We start from the raw sequence: 14,745 nt of genomic DNA on the forward strand, positions 1-14,745 counted from the left end.
CGCTCCTGCCAGGCTAATTATCATTTATGAGAATTCTAATATATGAGAATTTAGAAATACGCAAGTGTCCAAGGTAAGATGCCCGACCCACGCCGTATGCCGAGAGCCCTGAATGCCCGCTGCCCTACCCCTGCTTGACCGCACTGTAGTCGGCCAGCGCCTGCGCCAGGTGCGCAAGGCGCGCCAGATGACACTCAAGCAATTGTCCGAAGCCAGTGGCGTACCGGTGTCCACCCTGTCGAAGATGGAGCTGGCACAAGTCTCGGTCAGCTACGAGAAGCTGGCTGCCGCCGCACGGGCGTTGAATGTCGACATTGCCCAGTTGTTTCGCGCCGGCGGTACGGTCACCACCCCGGTGCCGGTGACCGTGGTGGTCGACTCGCTACCTGCAGCGGCGGGGTACCCCACCGGCACCTACGACTACCACCCCATTGCTGGCGACTTCCCCGAGCGGCGCATGACCCCGGCCTATGCCCGCATCATCGCCCGCGAACGGGGCCAGTTCGACGACTTTATCCGCCACCCCGGGCAAGAGTTCGCCCTGGTGCTGAGCGGGCGCGTGCGCATCGAGTTCGAAACCGGGGAAGCCGTGAGCATCGGGCCGCAGGAAACCGCGTACTTCGACAGCCAGGTGGGGCACATCTACCTGTCGGAAAGCGAGGATGGCGGGGACGCGCATGTGATGGTGGTGATGACCGATCGCTGAAGGCGCCCGGTTATAACCTAATAACGAACAAGTCTATTTGGCTATAAAAAAATCTATATGCTGGCTGCATCCGATAACGGGCAAAGATGGGCAGTCGAGTAGCGTATGGATGTAGGTTCTTTCGGTTTCACCATTGCGGGCCTGGTCGTGGGTTTCATCGTCGGCATGACCGGCGTCGGTGGCGGCTCGCTGATGACCCCGATCCTGTTGTGGTTTGGCATCAGCCCGGCGACGGCCGTCGGTACCGACCTGCTCTACGCGGCAATCACCAAGGCCAGTGGCGTCTGGGTGCATGCGCGCCACAAGAACATCGACTGGAAGATCACCGGCCTGCTCAGCCTGGGCAGCGTGCCCGCCGCAGCGCTGACGCTGTGGTTCCTCAACACCCTGCACACCGACACCTCGGCGCTCAACGCCATCATCAAGCAGGGCCTGGCGGTGGTACTGATCCTGACCGCGCTGGCCATCCTGTTCAAATCGCGCCTGCAGGCTTTCGCCAGCCGCCATGCCGGTGACCACTACCACCTCAGCGACCGTAGCCTGAACACCCTTACCGTGTTTACTGGCGTGGTACTGGGGGTAATGGTTACCCTCACCTCCATCGGTGCTGGCGCACTGGGTACGGTGGCGCTGTTCCTGTTGTACCCGTTTCTGGTCACGCGCCGCCTGGTCGGTACCGAAATCGCTCACGCCGTGCCGCTCACCCTGGTAGCAGGCCTGGGCCACGCCGGCATGGGCAACATGGACTGGTCGTTGCTGGGTTACCTGCTGCTGGGCTCGCTGCCGGGCATTTACCTGGGCAGCCACCTCACCGGACGGATCTCCGACCGCGTGCTGCGTCCATGCCTGGCGGCGATGCTGCTGCTGATCGGCTACAAGCTGGCGTTCTGACCTTCAGCCCAGGCGCAGGCGCCACTGCCCGGTAAAGCTCAGCTCAAGGCGCGAAAGCGGCAGCACGTCGATACGCTGGCTGGCCTGCATCGGGCACCCCAACACCTGTACCAGCACGGCGCGCATGACCATCGGGTGAGTCACCGCCAGCCACTCACCCGGCGTGTCGAAAGCCGCCAGCCAGCTGGCCACACGCTGGCATAGCGCAGCAAACGACTCCCCACCATGGACCGCACTGGCCGGGTCCTGCAGCCAGTCTGCCAACGCCTGCGGTTGTTCAGATTGCAACTGCTTCAACGGCAAACCCTGCCAACGCCCCAGGTCGCAATCGGCCAATGCCGGCTCGCTCTGCGCCAGCCCCGACAACCACGCCGCCGTCTCGCAGGCTCGCCGCTCTGGCGCAGTCAGCACCTGCATGCCGGGCACGATGGCGTCGGGGTGTTGGGTCAACGGCAAGATGCCGTCATCTGCACGGTGCAGGCGCCCAGTCTTCTGGGCCTGGGTCAGAGCATGGCAGATCAGGGTCAGGCGGACGGCTTTCACCGGGGCTCTCTCGCAGCGGGCAGGGGCCCATGGTTTAGCATGCTGCGAGGCTTTTGGCTGCAACAATGTCGCCGCCCGCACAAACGCGTATACATTGCAGGCCCGTTCAGTTCAGAGATGGGTAACCACCTGCACCAAACCCCACACCGGCAGCGCCCCCACCAATCCCACCGCCAGCCGCGGCCAGTACGGCAACAACATCACCAGCACCAACCCCGCCAGCGACAGCACGCCGAACCAGGCCACCGGCCCCATGGCCCAGCCCCAGGCCTGGGCACATAGCTTCAGGCTCGCCAGCAACGCCAACCAACCGGCACTGCGCAGGCCGATCCTCCACGCGCGCGGGCAGGTGCGATTCCACACCTGTTTGTAATGCCGCTCCAGCCCCTGGCACAGCCCGAGCATACCGGCATAAGCGAACAACACTGCGCCTGCAATCCACATCATCATGCCTCGGCCTCCTGTCGCCGCCCTGCCCGGGCCTTCTGCTGCACCGGTTGTGCTTGCCGCACCCGCCAGGCCACCAGCCCAACCAACACGCCCAGTACCAAGGCACAGGCCGCTACGCCCAGGCGCATGGCATCTTCGAGGCCGCCAAACGCACCCAGGCCGATGCACAGCAACGCCGTCAGCAACAGTTGCTCGGCCCATGCCCGGCGTGCCGGCCTGACACCCGCATGCAACAGCGCCAGCAGCCATACACCAAAGAACGCACGTACTTCCCAGCTCTCCCGCTGTGCCAGTTCCACCGGCAACAAGCGGCTGGCCCACAGCAGCCCGACACACGCCAGCAGCAAACCGCTGATGAAGCCCACGTTGCACACCTCGGCCACCCGGTACCAGCGCCGTGCCGAAGCATCGGCAGTGGCGCTGGCATACTTGCGCCCGCGCTTCACGCAGAACAGCACCAGGCCGCTGGCGATCATCAGGCAGCTGACCAGCCCGCACACGAAGTACAGCCAACGCATCGGATAGCCGCCGAACTGCGCGAAGTGCAGGCCAACCATGACCCGCTGGGTCAAAGGCACCGCGCGCCACTCAGGCACGTCGCTGAGCAATTGCCCGCTGACGCCATCGAAGACCATGGCTTGCCCCTTGGCCAGCGCGATGCGGTTGCCCAGTTCGGGGCGGATTTCGACGCGCGCCGCCGCCGTGTTCGGGTTGCGGATATTCAAGCCGCCAATCGGCCCCAGCCGGGCCTCGGCCTGGGCCAGCAGCGGTGCTACGTCCACCAGCGCGGCCGGCTGCCTGGCCAAGCCACGGGGCTGTTCCACGCGAGCATTGCCTTGGGCCTGGAAGTAGGCGCGTGCGTCGCCGGCAAAGAGCGCATCGACCCCGGCGGGGATGTAGATGAGCATGAAGATCACCAGGCCGGTGTAGGTGATCATCAGGTGGAACGGCAGCAACAGCACCGCACTGGCGTTGTGGAAATCCAGCCACGAGCGCTGGCCCTTGTTCGGCCGGAAGGTGAAGAATTCCTTGAAGATCTTCTTGTGGATGACGATGCCGGTCACCAGTGCCGCAAGCATCACCAGCGCCAGCGCACCGACCACGAAAATACCCCAGTTGCGTGGCAGGTCGAGGGTGAAGTGGAAGCGGAAGAAGAAGTTGCCGCCGACACTGTCGCGCACCTCGATGGCCTCGCCGGTGCGCGGGTCCAGCTGCACGCCACCGCCGTGGCGGCGCTCGCCCGTAGAAACGCGCAGCCCTGGCGCGCGCTCGCTCGGCAGGCTGATACCCCAGTTGCCAGCCTGTGGTTCATGGGCCTGCAGGTAGTTGATAGCGCGCCGGGCAGCGTCGGCCTGGGACACCTGGGTGGCCGGGATTTCCGGCTGCATCCAGTGGTTGAGCTCCTTGTCGAACACCGCCAGGGTGCCGGTGACGAAGATGGCGAACAACAGCCAGCCGGAGATCAGCCCGGCCCAGGTGTGCAGCCAGGCCATCGATTGGGTGAAAGTGTTCTTCATGCCAGCCGCTCCATTACCTGCGGCCAGAAACCGATCAGGGCAAGGGGCGCAGCCAGTGCCAGTGGCGCCCAGGCGCGCAGGGCATCACGGCAGGCGAAGGCCCAGAGGATGGCGACGGTGTAAAAAATGAACGACGGCAGGGTCGCAACAATGACCGCATCGGCCGCAGATAGCGGCAGGATGCGGGCCAGGCAGGCACTGGCGGCGTAGCTGAGGGCGTAGCCGCCGAGCAACGCGGCGGCGCTGCGGGAGAGTAGTTGTAGCCAGGCAGGGGCTTTGATCATCGGAGGGTTCCTTGAGGTCCGGCGATGAGGCCAGGGCTGCTGCGCAGCCCAATCGCCGGCAAGCCAGCTCCCACAGGTGCCGCACAGGGTTCAGGGGCTGTGCGGGACCTGTGGGAGCTGGCTTGCCGGCGATTGGGCCGCATAGCGGCCCCTTGGATCAGAAGTTGATATTCAGCGCGGCAAACACCGCCCTGCCCGGCTGGTTATACGTGTTGGCCCCCGAACTGCTGGCGTTGCCGCCACGCAGGATCTGCTTGTCGAACACGTTGTTCACGCCCACCCGCACGTCGTAGTTGGCGTTGAACTTGTACCCCGCGCTCACGTCCACCAGGCCATAGGCCTCGACGTCCTGCTGCGCGGCCTGGTCGTAGTCTTGCTGGGTGCGGTAGTTGTAGGTCGGCGACTTCTGTTTACCGAAGTATGTACCCGCCACCTGGAACGACAGCTGCTCGGTGGCGCGCCAGTCCAGGGTGGTGTTGACGGTATATTCCGGGATCACCGACAGCGGTTCGCCAGTCTCGCGATTGTCGTTGTCGAGCATCCAGGTCAGGTTGGTGTTCCAGTCCAGGGTCGGCGTCAGCTCGATGAAGAAGTTGCCTTCGATACCTTCCACCCGCGCCTTGCCTGCGTTTTCCCACTGGGTCACGCGGCGGCCGCTGTTGATGGCATAGAGCACATCGGTACCGCCGATGATCTTGTTCTTGTAGTCATTGCGGAAGTAGGTGGCGCTGGTACGCCAGGTGCCGCGGTCGTACAGCAGGCCAATCTCTTTGTTGACGCTGATTTCCGGCTTGAGGTCGGCGTTACCCTGCAGGTAGCAACCACCGGAGTTGGTCTGCTGCACACTGCAGCCTTGGCCGCGGCTGTAGAGCAGGTAATTGGGGTTGGACTGGTACAGGTTTGGCACCTTGTACGCGCGAGCAATGCCGCCTTTGACCGACAGCGCCTCGGTGAGCTTGTGCGACAGGTTCAGGCTGGGGCTGAAGTTGTCGCCAAACATCTCGTGATGGTCAAAACGCAAGCCAGGCGTCACCGTCGTGTCGCCGATGACGATATTGTCCTCGACGAACAACGCGTAACTTTTGGCGGTCATCTTCGATTCGCTGCGGTCGAAACCGCTGATCGCGTCATTGCCCGAGCCACTCGGGTCGAAGCTCTGCGGACGGAACGAGCCCTGGTCGTTGAGCGACTCGTACAGGTACTCGCCCCCCAGGGTCAGCACATGCTCGGTGCTACCCAGGGCGAACGGCAAGTTGACCTCACTGTTCAAGCGCGTGTTGCGCAACCGCGACATCGCCGCGCCGCTGTCGTTGATCGCCCCTTCCGGGCCACCGGCCAAACCCTCGTTGAGGCGCCAGTTGCGCACGTATTCGTAGGCCAGCGTGGTCTTGCTGGTACCCCAGGTGAAGTCGCCCAGGTGGGTCAGGTCGTAGGTGCTGCGCTGCATGACGTTGGTTTCGTGGCCATACAGGCTGGAAATCAGTGCGACGTCGCTGCCGCCGTTGCTGTTCATGGTGTCGCCAGCATAGATATTGCCCTGCCGGCTGTAGCCTGCACTGGCTTCGAAGCGGTGCTCATCGTTCAGCTTCCAGCTGAGCAGGCCGTTGATGTCCTTGTTGCGCACACCCTCACGGCCGGCAACCAGTGCGCTGTTGGCGTGGCTGGCGTTGATATCGAGGTCGTCAGCGTCAGTCTTGGCCAGGCCGCCGAACAGCCGGAAACCAAGGTTATCGGTGAGGCCGCCACCGAGGTTGAAGTTGGCGCGGCGGCTGGCACCCTCGGCACTGTCTTCCGGCAACTGGGTGAACAGGCTGACGCTGCCCTTGAGCTCGTCGGTGGGGCGTTTGGTGATGATATTCACCACCCCACCCATGGCGCCGGAGCCGTAGCGAGCGGCGGCCGGGCCGCGCAGGATCTCGATACGCTCGACTGCCTCGGCGGGCACCCAGTTGGTTTCACCCCGGGTATCACGGTCACCGTTCCAGCCATAACGCACCGCGTTGCGGGCGCTGGAGGGCTTGCCATCGATGAGGATCAGGGTGTTTTCCGGGCCCATGCCGCGCAGGTCGATCTGGCGGTTGTTGCCGCGTGCGCCGCTGGCGCTGTTGCCGGTCAGGTTGACGCCGGGCTCGCGGCGGATGATATCGGACAGGTCATTGGATGGCGGGTGGCGCTTGATGTCGTCGGCGGTGATGATCGACGAACCCAAGGCCTGACGCGCCTCGCGCTCGGCGGTGATCAGGGTGTCCTGAATCACCAGCGCGTTGTCGGCAACCGGCACTTCCAGCACCTCACCCGTGCGCTGCTCTTCAGCCTGGGCCGCGGTGGCGACCATGGCCGGTGACGCCAGCGCAACGAACGCCAAGGCCAGGCTGTTGGGTGAAGTTCTGCACTGCATGGGTACATCTCCTGCGATTCATGAGCGAAACGGCACATCCCTGTCGGAAACCGGGAGCTCTCGCCCACCGGCCTCGCAAACACAGTCTGGTGGCCAACAGGGGTGGTAAATATAGGGAATCGCAAATGAGAGTAAATCGTATTTACGAAGTTTACATGTTTGTAACCGAACTTTGCTGAAGCGCGCGGTAGAGCGCCGTATTCCCGCTCACACAGAATCCTGGTCATGCTGGAGTAATTGGCTCCTGCACTGGCTACAATTGCCTTCCTCTAACCCGAGCCATCTGTTCATGCTCCCAGCCACGCTGATTTTCCTGTTCACCCTGACCCTGGTCATCTGGCAACCCAAAGGCCTCGGCGTCGGCTGGAGCGCCACCTTCGGTGCGCTTCTGGCCCTGCTGTGCGGTGTGGTGTCACTGCACGATATCCCCACCGTCTGGGCAATCATCTGGAACGCCACCGCCACCTTCATCGCCCTGATCGTCATCAGCCTGTTGCTGGACGAAGCCGGTTTCTTCGCCTGGACGGCGCTGCATGTGGCGCGTTGGGCCCGAGGCGACGGGCGTCGCCTGTTTGCCTTCATGGTGCTGCTGGGGGCAGCGGTATCCGCGCTGTTCGCCAACGATGGCGCAGCACTGATCCTTACCCCCATCGTCATGTCGATGCTGCTGGCGCTGCGCTTTTCCCCCACGGCAACCCTGGCGTTCGTGATGGGCGCCGGTTTTATCGCCGACACCGCAAGCCTGCCATTGGTGGTATCGAACCTGGTAAACATCGTGTCGGCGGACTACTTCGGGCTCGGCTTCAACGCCTACGCCGCCGTGATGGTGCCGGTGAACCTGGTGGCGGTAGCGGCCACGCTGCTGGTGCTGTGGCTGTATTTTCGCCGTGACATCCCGTTGCGGTACGCCACCGACGACCTGCAGTTGCCTGCCCTGGCAGTGCGCGATCGCGCCACGTTCCGTGCGGGCTGGGTGGTACTGGTGGTGTTGCTGGCCGCGCTGTTCGTGCTGGAGCCGCTGGGCATCCCGGTCAGCGCGGTGGCCACGGCCTGCGCCGCCGTGCTGTTTGCCGTGGCCGCCCGCGGCCACGTGATTTCAACCCGCCGCGTGCTGCGCGAAGCACCGTGGCAGATCGTGGTGTTCTCGCTGGGGATGTACCTGGTGGTGTACGGGCTGCGCAATGCCGGCCTGACTGACGCCCTTGCCGGGGTACTGGACTGGCTCGCCGGGCATGGGCTGTGGGCGGCTACGCTGGGCACCGGGCTGATTGCGGCGCTGCTCTCGTCGCTGATGAACAACCTGCCCAGTGTGCTGATCGGCGCCTTGTCCATCCATGCCAGCGAAGCCCAGGGCGTGGTGCGCGAGGCGATGATCTACGCCAATGTCATCGGCTGCGACCTGGGGCCGAAGATCACCCCGATCGGCAGCCTGGCCACGTTGCTGTGGCTGCATGTGCTGGCGCGCAAAGGGGTGGTGATCGGCTGGGGGTATTACTTCAAGGTCGGCGTACTGCTGACGGTGCCAGTGCTGCTGGCGACCTTGGCGGCCCTGGCACTGCGGTTGAGTTTTTGAGGTTGCCGAGCAGCGGCAGGCTTCCGCGGCCGCTGCAGGTGCTGCCTTGCCTGCGATGGGCCGCGCACAACGGCCCCGCCGATGTCACAGCGAACGGGCTTAACAGCAACCACTCGATACAACCTCCCACTTTCGTATACCAGCCGAGAAACGCAAAATTCCTACGTCAAAGACGTAGGGATGCAGTATGCTGACAATCATTGAAGCGCCAATTTTTTCAAGACTATGGCCTGATTACTGGACTGAAGACGAGCACGGAGCATTCATGTCCTACCTTGCGAATGATCCTGATGCCGGGTCTGTGATCCCCGGTTCAGGAGGATGCCGCAAGGTGCGCTGGAGCCTGGATAGTAAAGGCAAGCGGGGAGCACTGCGGGTGATTTACACGGCCCACCTCGCCAATGGCGCACTGGTCGTTTTGCTCATTTACTGCAAGAGCGCTACCGAAAATATACCCGCGCACATGCTGCGCAAGATTGCCAAGGAGCTCAACCATGCCCCTGACTGAAAAAGAGCTGATGCTGCGCGACGCCAACCGTAACATTGGTGAAGAACTCCTGGAGTCCATACGCGACGTGAAGGCTGGCCGCTATGGTGCAACACATCAGGTTGAGGTGACAGAGGCCGCCGAGGCGCGGAGCAAAACGGGGCTTTCCCAGTCAAGATTTGCCGAAATGCTGGGAGTTTCGGTGCGCACCCTTCAGGAATGGGAGCAAGGTAGGCGCCTGCCGTCTGGCGCGGCGCGATCTTTATTGCAAATTGCCGCCTCACGCCCGGATGTATTTCGCGAAGTTCTACAATCGCGCTAAGGTGGCCTGAGGGTCACTGCGGCCCTCGAACCCTGCTGCGAAATGTGAAATGGGCCGCTTCTGCGGCCCTGCCGAGCATCACTCAACCTAGCTCCAACCCTTGGAGCACAGCTTCCGCCAGCGCCAAGCCTTTCTCCAACCATTATCCTTGTTGTGGATCGAGCCGGATGCCCACAGGGCTGCCAGCACGGCCGCCCTGCGGAGGATCACGTCAAACGTGGCGGGGATCACACGGGGTCAGCCGTCTTGCGCAAGAAACCCTGCTGGCCGCCATTGCGGTTTGGCGCGAAACCATTGGCCTGCAGGCTCTCTTCGACGGTGTCGTAGAACACGCCGATCTTGCTGATTTCACGAGCCTCTTTGGCGGTGGCGATCGGCCGACCGAACTCGCGCGAAATGCGCACCAGCTGTTCGATCTGCTGCACCGTGGACATCTTCTCGGTCTGCGCCTGGTTCCACAGGTTGTCCTCGATGCCGCAGCGCACGTGCAGGCCCATGGCGATGCCCATCATGTTGATCGGCAACACGTTGCGCATCGAGCTTTCCACGGTGAGCACGGCGCCGTCCGGCACGGCCCGCACGATGTTGGCCAGGCTGTAGATGTTCGGTACGTCCATGCCGCCGCCGATGGCCACCCAGTTCATCACCAGCGGGCCTTTGTAGATGCCACGACGCATCAGGCGCTCGACCGACTCGAAACTGTTCAGGTTGTAGCACTGGAAGGCACTCTGGATACCGGCGGCGCTCAGGCGGCGCACGTGCTCCTCGACCCAGCCGGGCTGCGCGGGCACGGTCATTTCCTTGTAGGCCTCATACACCGCCGGGTCTTCCATCGAAGTCCCGCGCACATCCTGGTAGCCCCAGTGCTCGACCACGTTCATCTGCGAGGTGTTGACCGTCACCGTGACCTGATCGGGCTTGGGGTCGAGTTCGGCCAGCATGTGGCGGGTATCGTCGCTCAGCCACTTGGCCGCAGCGCCTTCGGTCTCAGGGGCAAAGCTGATCGAGCCACCCACCTGGATGATCATTTCCGGTACCGCTTCACGCACACCGGCAATCAACTCGTTGAACTTGGACAGGCGCTTGGAGCCCTTGCCATCCAGCTCGCGCACATGCAGGTGGAGTACCGTGGCACCGGCGTTGTAGCAATCCACGGCCTTCTGTACCTGCTCGGCCATGGTCACCGGAATGTCCTCGGGGAAGTCGGACGGCACCCAGGAAGGCGCGTAGGGCGCTGCGGTGATGATCAACGGCTGCTGGTTCTCGGTGAACAGGTGGCCATCAAGGAAGTTCATGGGGGTGTTCCTTATATTGTGATTATTGGAAAAGTGTCGGTACAGACCGACGGCTATCGGGTTTCAGCAATGCATCTCGCGGATCAGCTTCTTGTTGATCTTGCCGACACTGGTCTTGGGTATGTCCGCCACGAAGTGCACCTGACGCGGAATCGCCCACTTGTTGATCTGGCCACTGTCGACAAACTGCTTCAGGTGCGCTTCGAGCCCTACCTGGTCGAGGCTGTCACCCGGCATGCACACCACCAGCGCAATCGGCCGCTCGCCCCAGTGCTCGTCGGGAATGCCCACCACCGCCACGGCATTGACCGCCGCGTGCTGGCTGATCAGGTTTTCCAGCGCCAGCGAACTGATCCACTCACCGCCGGTCTTGATCACGTCCTTGATGCGGTCCTTGATCTCCAGCACCCCGTGGCGGTCGATCGAGCCCATGTCGCCGGTGTGCAGCCAACCGTCCTGCCACAGTTCGGCACCCTTTTCCGGCTCGTGCAGGTACCCCTGGGTCAGCCACGGCGAACGCACCACGATCTCGCCCAGCGACTCACCGTCGTGGGCCACCTCGACGCCCGCCGCATCGACGATGCGCAGGTCGACCATCGCCACCGGGGCGCCAGTCTTGATCCGCTGCGCCACCTGCTCGCCCATCGGCAAGGCCAGGTCTTCGTCGCGCAGGTGGGTCAGGGTCAGCAGCGGGCAGGTTTCCGACATGCCGTAACCGCTGAAGATCAGCATGCCGCGCTCGCTGGCCTGGCGCGCCAGGCCGTGGGTAAGCGCGCTGCCACCGAGCAGGATCTTCCAGCGGCTGAAATCGGTGTGCCGGCCTTGCTCGCTGTCGAGCATCATCTGCAGCAAAGTGGGTACGCAGTGGGAGAACGTCACCCCCTCATCGCGGTACAGGCGCACCAGCTTGTCCGGCTCGTAGCGGCCCGGATACACCTGCTTGATGCCCAGCATCGTGGCCGTGTAGGGCACGCCCCAGGCGTGCACATGGAACATCGGGGTGATCGGCATGTACACGTCGCTGGAGCGCAGCAAAGGCTGGCCGTCGTAGGCGGCGAAGGTGCCTAACTGGTTAAGGGTGTGCAGCACCAGCTGGCGGTGCGAGAAGTACACCCCCTTGGGGTTGCCGGTGGTGCCGGTGGTGTAGAACAGCGTGGCCACCGACTGCTCGTCGAAGTCCTCGAAATCGGCCTCGGCGCTGGCTGCATCCAGCAGCGCTTCGTACTCGCCGAGCACCGGCAGCGACGTGGCCGCAGCCTCCCCGTCCGTCAGTTGCAGGTAGCCTTTGACCGTGCCCAGCTGGCCGTGCAGCTGCTCCAGCAGCGGCACGAAGTCGTCATGCACCAGCACCAGGTCATCCCCTGCGTGGTTCATGGTGTAGGCCACCTGCTCCGGCGACAGGCGAATGTTCACTGTGTGCAGCACCGCGCCAATCATCGGCACGGCGAAGAAGCATTCCAGCGAACGGTGGCTGTCCCAGTCCAGCAGCGCAACGGTGTCACCGGCCTGCACGCCGGCCGCGCGCAGCACGTTGGCCAGGCGCCGCACCCGCTGCTCGAGCTCGCGGTAGCTGTAGCGCAGCGTGTCGGCGTAGACGATCTGCTGGTCCGGCTGGTGCCGCACACCCGACATCAGCAGGCGTTTGATCAGCAAGGGGTAGGCATAGGCGCCGGCTGCCGGCGGCATTATTTTTGTCTTGGCCATGACGTTGGTTCCAGTTTCCATGTTCGAATCGACTAAGAGCTGACTACGCCTGCACCCGCGCTTGCGCGCGTGGTACCGGGGCACTGTCACGAGGCGCAGGTGCGGCTTCGCAATGCGCGGGGGCCGCTGCGACAAAGCGCTTGTCCGGCAGCAGGAAGTGCGACAGGGCCGGGATCAGCAGCAGTGCGCCGAGCATGTTCCAGAGGAACATGAAGGTCAGCAGGATGCCCATGTCGGCCTGGAACTTGATCGGCGACCACGCCCAGGCGACCACGCCGGCGGCCAGGGTGATACCCACCAGCCCGACCACCCGGCCGGTGAAGGCCACGGCGTTCTGGTAGGCCTCGCCCAGGGTGCGGCCCTGCCGCTGGTAGTGCAGCTGCACACTGAGCAGGTACAGCGCGTAGTCCACGCCGATGCCGACGCCCAGGGCGATCACCGGCAAGGTGGCCACTTTCACGCCAATGCCCATGGCCACCATCAGCGCTTCGCACAGCACTGAAGTCAGCACCAGAGGCAACAGCGCCACCAAGGTCGCGCGCCAGCTGCGGAAGGTGATCAGACAGAACAGCGTGACCGCCAGGTAGACAAACAGCAGCATGGTGCGGTTGGCTTCGCGCACCACGATGTTGGTGGCAGCTTCGATACCGGCGCTGCCGGCGGCCAGCAGAAACTGCCGGTCGGGGCTGCTGTTTTCGCGGGCGAAGCGGTCGGCGATGGCCACCACGTCGTCCAGGGTCTGGGCCTTGTGGTCCTTGAGGTAGGCGATCACCGGCATCATCGAGCAATCGGTGTTGAACAGCTCCGGGGCGTTGACCGAGGCCTGCTGGGCGGCGTAGTTGAGCATGTCCTGGTTGCGCTGCAGGCTGCTCATCTTCGGGTTGCCTTCGAAGGAGCCTGCGGTGATCTGGCGCACGGCGTTGACCAGCGACACTGTGGTCTGCACCCCGGGGTACTGCTGCAACTGCCAGGCCAGGCGATCGGCAAGGATCAGCGTCTTGTAGCTCAGGCAGCCTTCCGGCGGGGTCTTGATCATCACCGCGAACAGGTCGCTGGACAGCGCGTAGTGGCTGGTGATGTAGGCGTTGTCGCGGTTGTAGCGCGAATCGGCGCGCAGCTCCGGCGCGCCGCTGTCGAGGTCGCCGATCTTCAGCTCCAGGCTCACCCAGAACCCGCCCAGGCCCAGCAATGTGGCCACCAGCACCGCGCCGGTGGCCCACTTGCGCGTGGTAAAGCGGTCGAGGGCATCCCACAGCTTGCCAAAGCCCCGGTGCTCGGCGGCGCGCTGGTCGATACGCAAGGCACGCTCCGACGCCTTGCGGCCAACGCCAACGTAAGAAAGCGACACCGGAATCAACAGCAGCGAAGTGAAGATCAATACCGCCACGCCGATGCTGGCGGTGATCGCCAGGTCCTTGATCACCGGAATGTCGATCAGCATCAGCACGGCAAAGCCCACGGCGTCCGCCAGCAGCGCCGTAACCCCGGCCACGAACAGGCGGCGGAAGGTATAGCGCGCCGCCACCAGCTTGTGGGTGCCACGGCCGATGTCCTGCATGATGCCGTTCATCTTCTGCGCCGCGTGCGACACGCCGATGGCGAAGATCAGGAACGGCACCAGGATCGAGTAGGGGTCGATGGCATAGCCCAGCCAACCGACAATGCCCAACTGCCACACCACCGCCGCCAGGGAGCAGAACACCACCAAGAGGGTACTGCGCACGCAGCGGGTGTAAAGGAAGATGATCACCAGGGAGGTGACCACCGCCAGGGCGAAGAACATCATCACCTGGATCAGGCCGTCGATCAGGTCGCCCATCAGCTTGGCAAACCCGATGACCCGCACCTTGTACTTGCCCTCGCCTTCCTTGCCAGACGCGCGCGCCTTGCTGTCACCGCCGTATTCGTACGTGTCGCGCAACTGCTGTTCGAGCATCTGCGAGAACTGCCGGTAGTCGATACCGCGCCCGGTGGCCAGGTCGTGGTCGAGCAGCGGCACCACCAGCATGCTGGACTTGAAGTCGCTCGCCACCAGGCTGCCGACAATACCGGCACGGTTGATGTTCTGGCGCAGCTGCTCGATGTCGGCCGGTTTGCCCTGGTAGTCATCGGGCATCACCGCGCCACCCTGGAAGCCCTCTTCCGTGACCTCGGTCCAGCGCACACCAGGGCTCCACAACGACTTCATCCAGGCACGGTCGACGCCCTGGGCAAGGAACAGCTCGTCGTTGATCTTTTTCAGCACGTCCAGGTACTCGGGGTCGAAGATATCGCCCTGGGTGTTCTCCACCACCACCCGCACCGAGTTGCCCAGGCCGCGCAGCGACTTGCGGTTGTCCAGGTAGTTCTGGATGTAGGGCTGGCTCTGCGGGATCATTTTTTCGAAGCTGGGCCGCAGTTCCAGGCGGGTGACAGCCACATAGCCGAGCACCAGCGTGGCCAGCACCATGAACAGCATGAACAGCGGGCGATAGTTGAAGATCATGCGTTCGAGCAGGTTGCCGGAACGTGGATCGAAATCCCGCAGGTCGCGGATCACCGGCATGGTGTCTTGCTTGATGTTGGCCATCACGAG

General features: G+C 63.6%; 13 protein-coding genes. 5 read left to right on the top strand and 8 right to left on the bottom strand.

The features are described 5' to 3' along the window. Positions 1-112: 112 nt before the first annotated feature. Positions 113-706, top strand: coding sequence for a helix-turn-helix domain-containing protein (locus PP4_RS17810; protein WP_016500582.1), 594 nt, complete (start codon positions 113-115; stop codon positions 704-706). Between the two features lie 105 nt (positions 707-811). After that, complete coding sequence (locus tag PP4_RS17815; RefSeq protein ID WP_016500583.1) at positions 812-1,597, top strand: sulfite exporter TauE/SafE family protein; 786 nt, start codon at positions 812-814, stop codon at positions 1,595-1,597. A 3-nt stretch (positions 1,598-1,600) separates the two neighbouring features. On the opposite strand, the gene PP4_RS17820 is transcribed toward PP4_RS17815, so the two are convergent. The 5 genes from PP4_RS17820 to PP4_RS17840 all read right to left on the bottom strand — a co-directional run bounded on the left by PP4_RS17820 (position 1,601) and on the right by PP4_RS17840 (position 6,789). After that, positions 1,601-2,140 carry a histidine phosphatase family protein gene (locus PP4_RS17820; protein ID WP_016500584.1) on the bottom strand — a complete coding sequence of 180 codons (540 nt, stop codon included), beginning with the start codon at positions 2,138-2,140 and terminating at the stop codon, positions 1,601-1,603. 111 nt (positions 2,141-2,251) lie between these two features. Beyond that, complete coding sequence (locus PP4_RS17825; protein ID WP_041167796.1) at positions 2,252-2,590, bottom strand: DUF3325 domain-containing protein; 339 nt, start codon at positions 2,588-2,590, stop codon at positions 2,252-2,254. Next, on the bottom strand, positions 2,587-4,107 hold the full coding sequence (locus tag PP4_RS17830) for a PepSY-associated TM helix domain-containing protein (protein ID WP_016500586.1): 1,521 nt from the start codon (positions 4,105-4,107) through the stop codon (positions 2,587-2,589). Before PP4_RS17830 ends, PP4_RS17825 begins: the two co-directional genes overlap by 4 nt. Further along, the gene (locus tag PP4_RS17835; protein WP_016500587.1) at positions 4,104-4,391 is read right to left on the bottom strand and encodes a hypothetical protein; all 288 of its coding nucleotides are present in this window, start codon (positions 4,389-4,391) and stop codon (positions 4,104-4,106) included. Before PP4_RS17835 ends, PP4_RS17830 begins: the two co-directional genes overlap by 4 nt. Before the next feature lie 157 nt (positions 4,392-4,548). Then, positions 4,549-6,789 carry a TonB-dependent siderophore receptor gene (locus PP4_RS17840; RefSeq protein WP_016500588.1) on the bottom strand — a complete coding sequence of 747 codons (2,241 nt, stop codon included), beginning with the start codon at positions 6,787-6,789 and terminating at the stop codon, positions 4,549-4,551. Between the two features lie 289 nt (positions 6,790-7,078). On the opposite strand from PP4_RS17840, the gene PP4_RS17845 reads away from it, so the two are divergent. The 3 genes from PP4_RS17845 (at position 7,079) to PP4_RS17855 (ending at position 9,171) form a co-directional block, all read left to right on the top strand. After that, complete coding sequence (locus PP4_RS17845; protein WP_016500589.1) at positions 7,079-8,362, top strand: arsenic transporter; 1,284 nt, start codon at positions 7,079-7,081, stop codon at positions 8,360-8,362. A 187-nt stretch (positions 8,363-8,549) separates the two neighbouring features. After that, positions 8,550-8,870 carry a transcriptional regulator gene (locus tag PP4_RS17850; RefSeq protein ID WP_172488777.1) on the top strand — a complete coding sequence of 107 codons (321 nt, stop codon included), beginning with the start codon at positions 8,550-8,552 and terminating at the stop codon, positions 8,868-8,870. Next, on the top strand, positions 8,857-9,171 hold the full coding sequence (locus PP4_RS17855) for a helix-turn-helix domain-containing protein (RefSeq protein ID WP_016500591.1): 315 nt from the start codon (positions 8,857-8,859) through the stop codon (positions 9,169-9,171). Before PP4_RS17850 ends, PP4_RS17855 begins: the two co-directional genes overlap by 14 nt. A gap of 227 nt (positions 9,172-9,398) precedes the next feature. Here PP4_RS17855 and PP4_RS17860 read toward each other — a convergent pair whose 3' ends face one another. From PP4_RS17860 to PP4_RS17870, 3 genes are all read right to left on the bottom strand, one after another. Beyond that, positions 9,399-10,466 carry a BKACE family enzyme gene (locus PP4_RS17860; RefSeq protein ID WP_016500592.1) on the bottom strand — a complete coding sequence of 356 codons (1,068 nt, stop codon included), beginning with the start codon at positions 10,464-10,466 and terminating at the stop codon, positions 9,399-9,401. Between the two features lie 63 nt (positions 10,467-10,529). After that, the gene (locus PP4_RS17865; RefSeq protein WP_041167797.1) at positions 10,530-12,170 is read right to left on the bottom strand and encodes a fatty acid--CoA ligase; all 1,641 of its coding nucleotides are present in this window, start codon (positions 12,168-12,170) and stop codon (positions 10,530-10,532) included. A gap of 43 nt (positions 12,171-12,213) precedes the next feature. Beyond that, positions 12,214-14,739 carry an efflux RND transporter permease subunit gene (locus tag PP4_RS17870; RefSeq protein WP_016500594.1) on the bottom strand — a complete coding sequence of 842 codons (2,526 nt, stop codon included), beginning with the start codon at positions 14,737-14,739 and terminating at the stop codon, positions 12,214-12,216. Between the last annotated feature and the right edge of the window lie 6 nt (positions 14,740-14,745).

Origin of the sequence: Pseudomonas putida NBRC 14164, assembly GCF_000412675.1 — a bacterium.
In the GTDB taxonomy this organism is placed as follows: domain Bacteria; phylum Pseudomonadota; class Gammaproteobacteria; order Pseudomonadales; family Pseudomonadaceae; genus Aquipseudomonas; species Aquipseudomonas putida.

What these genes read in the sequence shown, in the direction of transcription:
- PP4_RS17810 (WP_016500582.1), top strand. Translation starts at nt 113, where the DNA reads ATGCCCGCTGCCCTACCCCTGCTTGACCGCACTGTAGTCGGCCAGCGC.
- PP4_RS17815 (WP_016500583.1), top strand. Translation starts at nt 812, where the DNA reads ATGGATGTAGGTTCTTTCGGTTTCACCATTGCGGGCCTGGTCGTGGGT.
- PP4_RS17855 (WP_016500591.1), top strand. Translation starts at nt 8,857, where the DNA reads ATGCCCCTGACTGAAAAAGAGCTGATGCTGCGCGACGCCAACCGTAAC.
- PP4_RS17830 (WP_016500586.1), bottom strand. Translation starts at nt 4,107, where the DNA reads ATGAAGAACACTTTCACCCAATCGATGGCCTGGCTGCACACCTGGGCC.
- PP4_RS17835 (WP_016500587.1), bottom strand. Translation starts at nt 4,391, where the DNA reads ATGATCAAAGCCCCTGCCTGGCTACAACTACTCTCCCGCAGCGCCGCC.
- PP4_RS17845 (WP_016500589.1), top strand. Translation starts at nt 7,079, where the DNA reads ATGCTCCCAGCCACGCTGATTTTCCTGTTCACCCTGACCCTGGTCATC.
- PP4_RS17860 (WP_016500592.1), bottom strand. Translation starts at nt 10,466, where the DNA reads ATGAACTTCCTTGATGGCCACCTGTTCACCGAGAACCAGCAGCCGTTG.
- PP4_RS17850 (WP_172488777.1), top strand. Translation starts at nt 8,550, where the DNA reads ATGCTGACAATCATTGAAGCGCCAATTTTTTCAAGACTATGGCCTGAT.
- PP4_RS17825 (WP_041167796.1), bottom strand. Translation starts at nt 2,590, where the DNA reads ATGATGATGTGGATTGCAGGCGCAGTGTTGTTCGCTTATGCCGGTATG.
- PP4_RS17870 (WP_016500594.1), bottom strand. Translation starts at nt 14,739, where the DNA reads ATGGCCAACATCAAGCAAGACACCATGCCGGTGATCCGCGACCTGCGG.
- PP4_RS17865 (WP_041167797.1), bottom strand. Translation starts at nt 12,170, where the DNA reads ATGGCCAAGACAAAAATAATGCCGCCGGCAGCCGGCGCCTATGCCTAC.
- PP4_RS17840 (WP_016500588.1), bottom strand. Translation starts at nt 6,789, where the DNA reads ATGCAGTGCAGAACTTCACCCAACAGCCTGGCCTTGGCGTTCGTTGCG.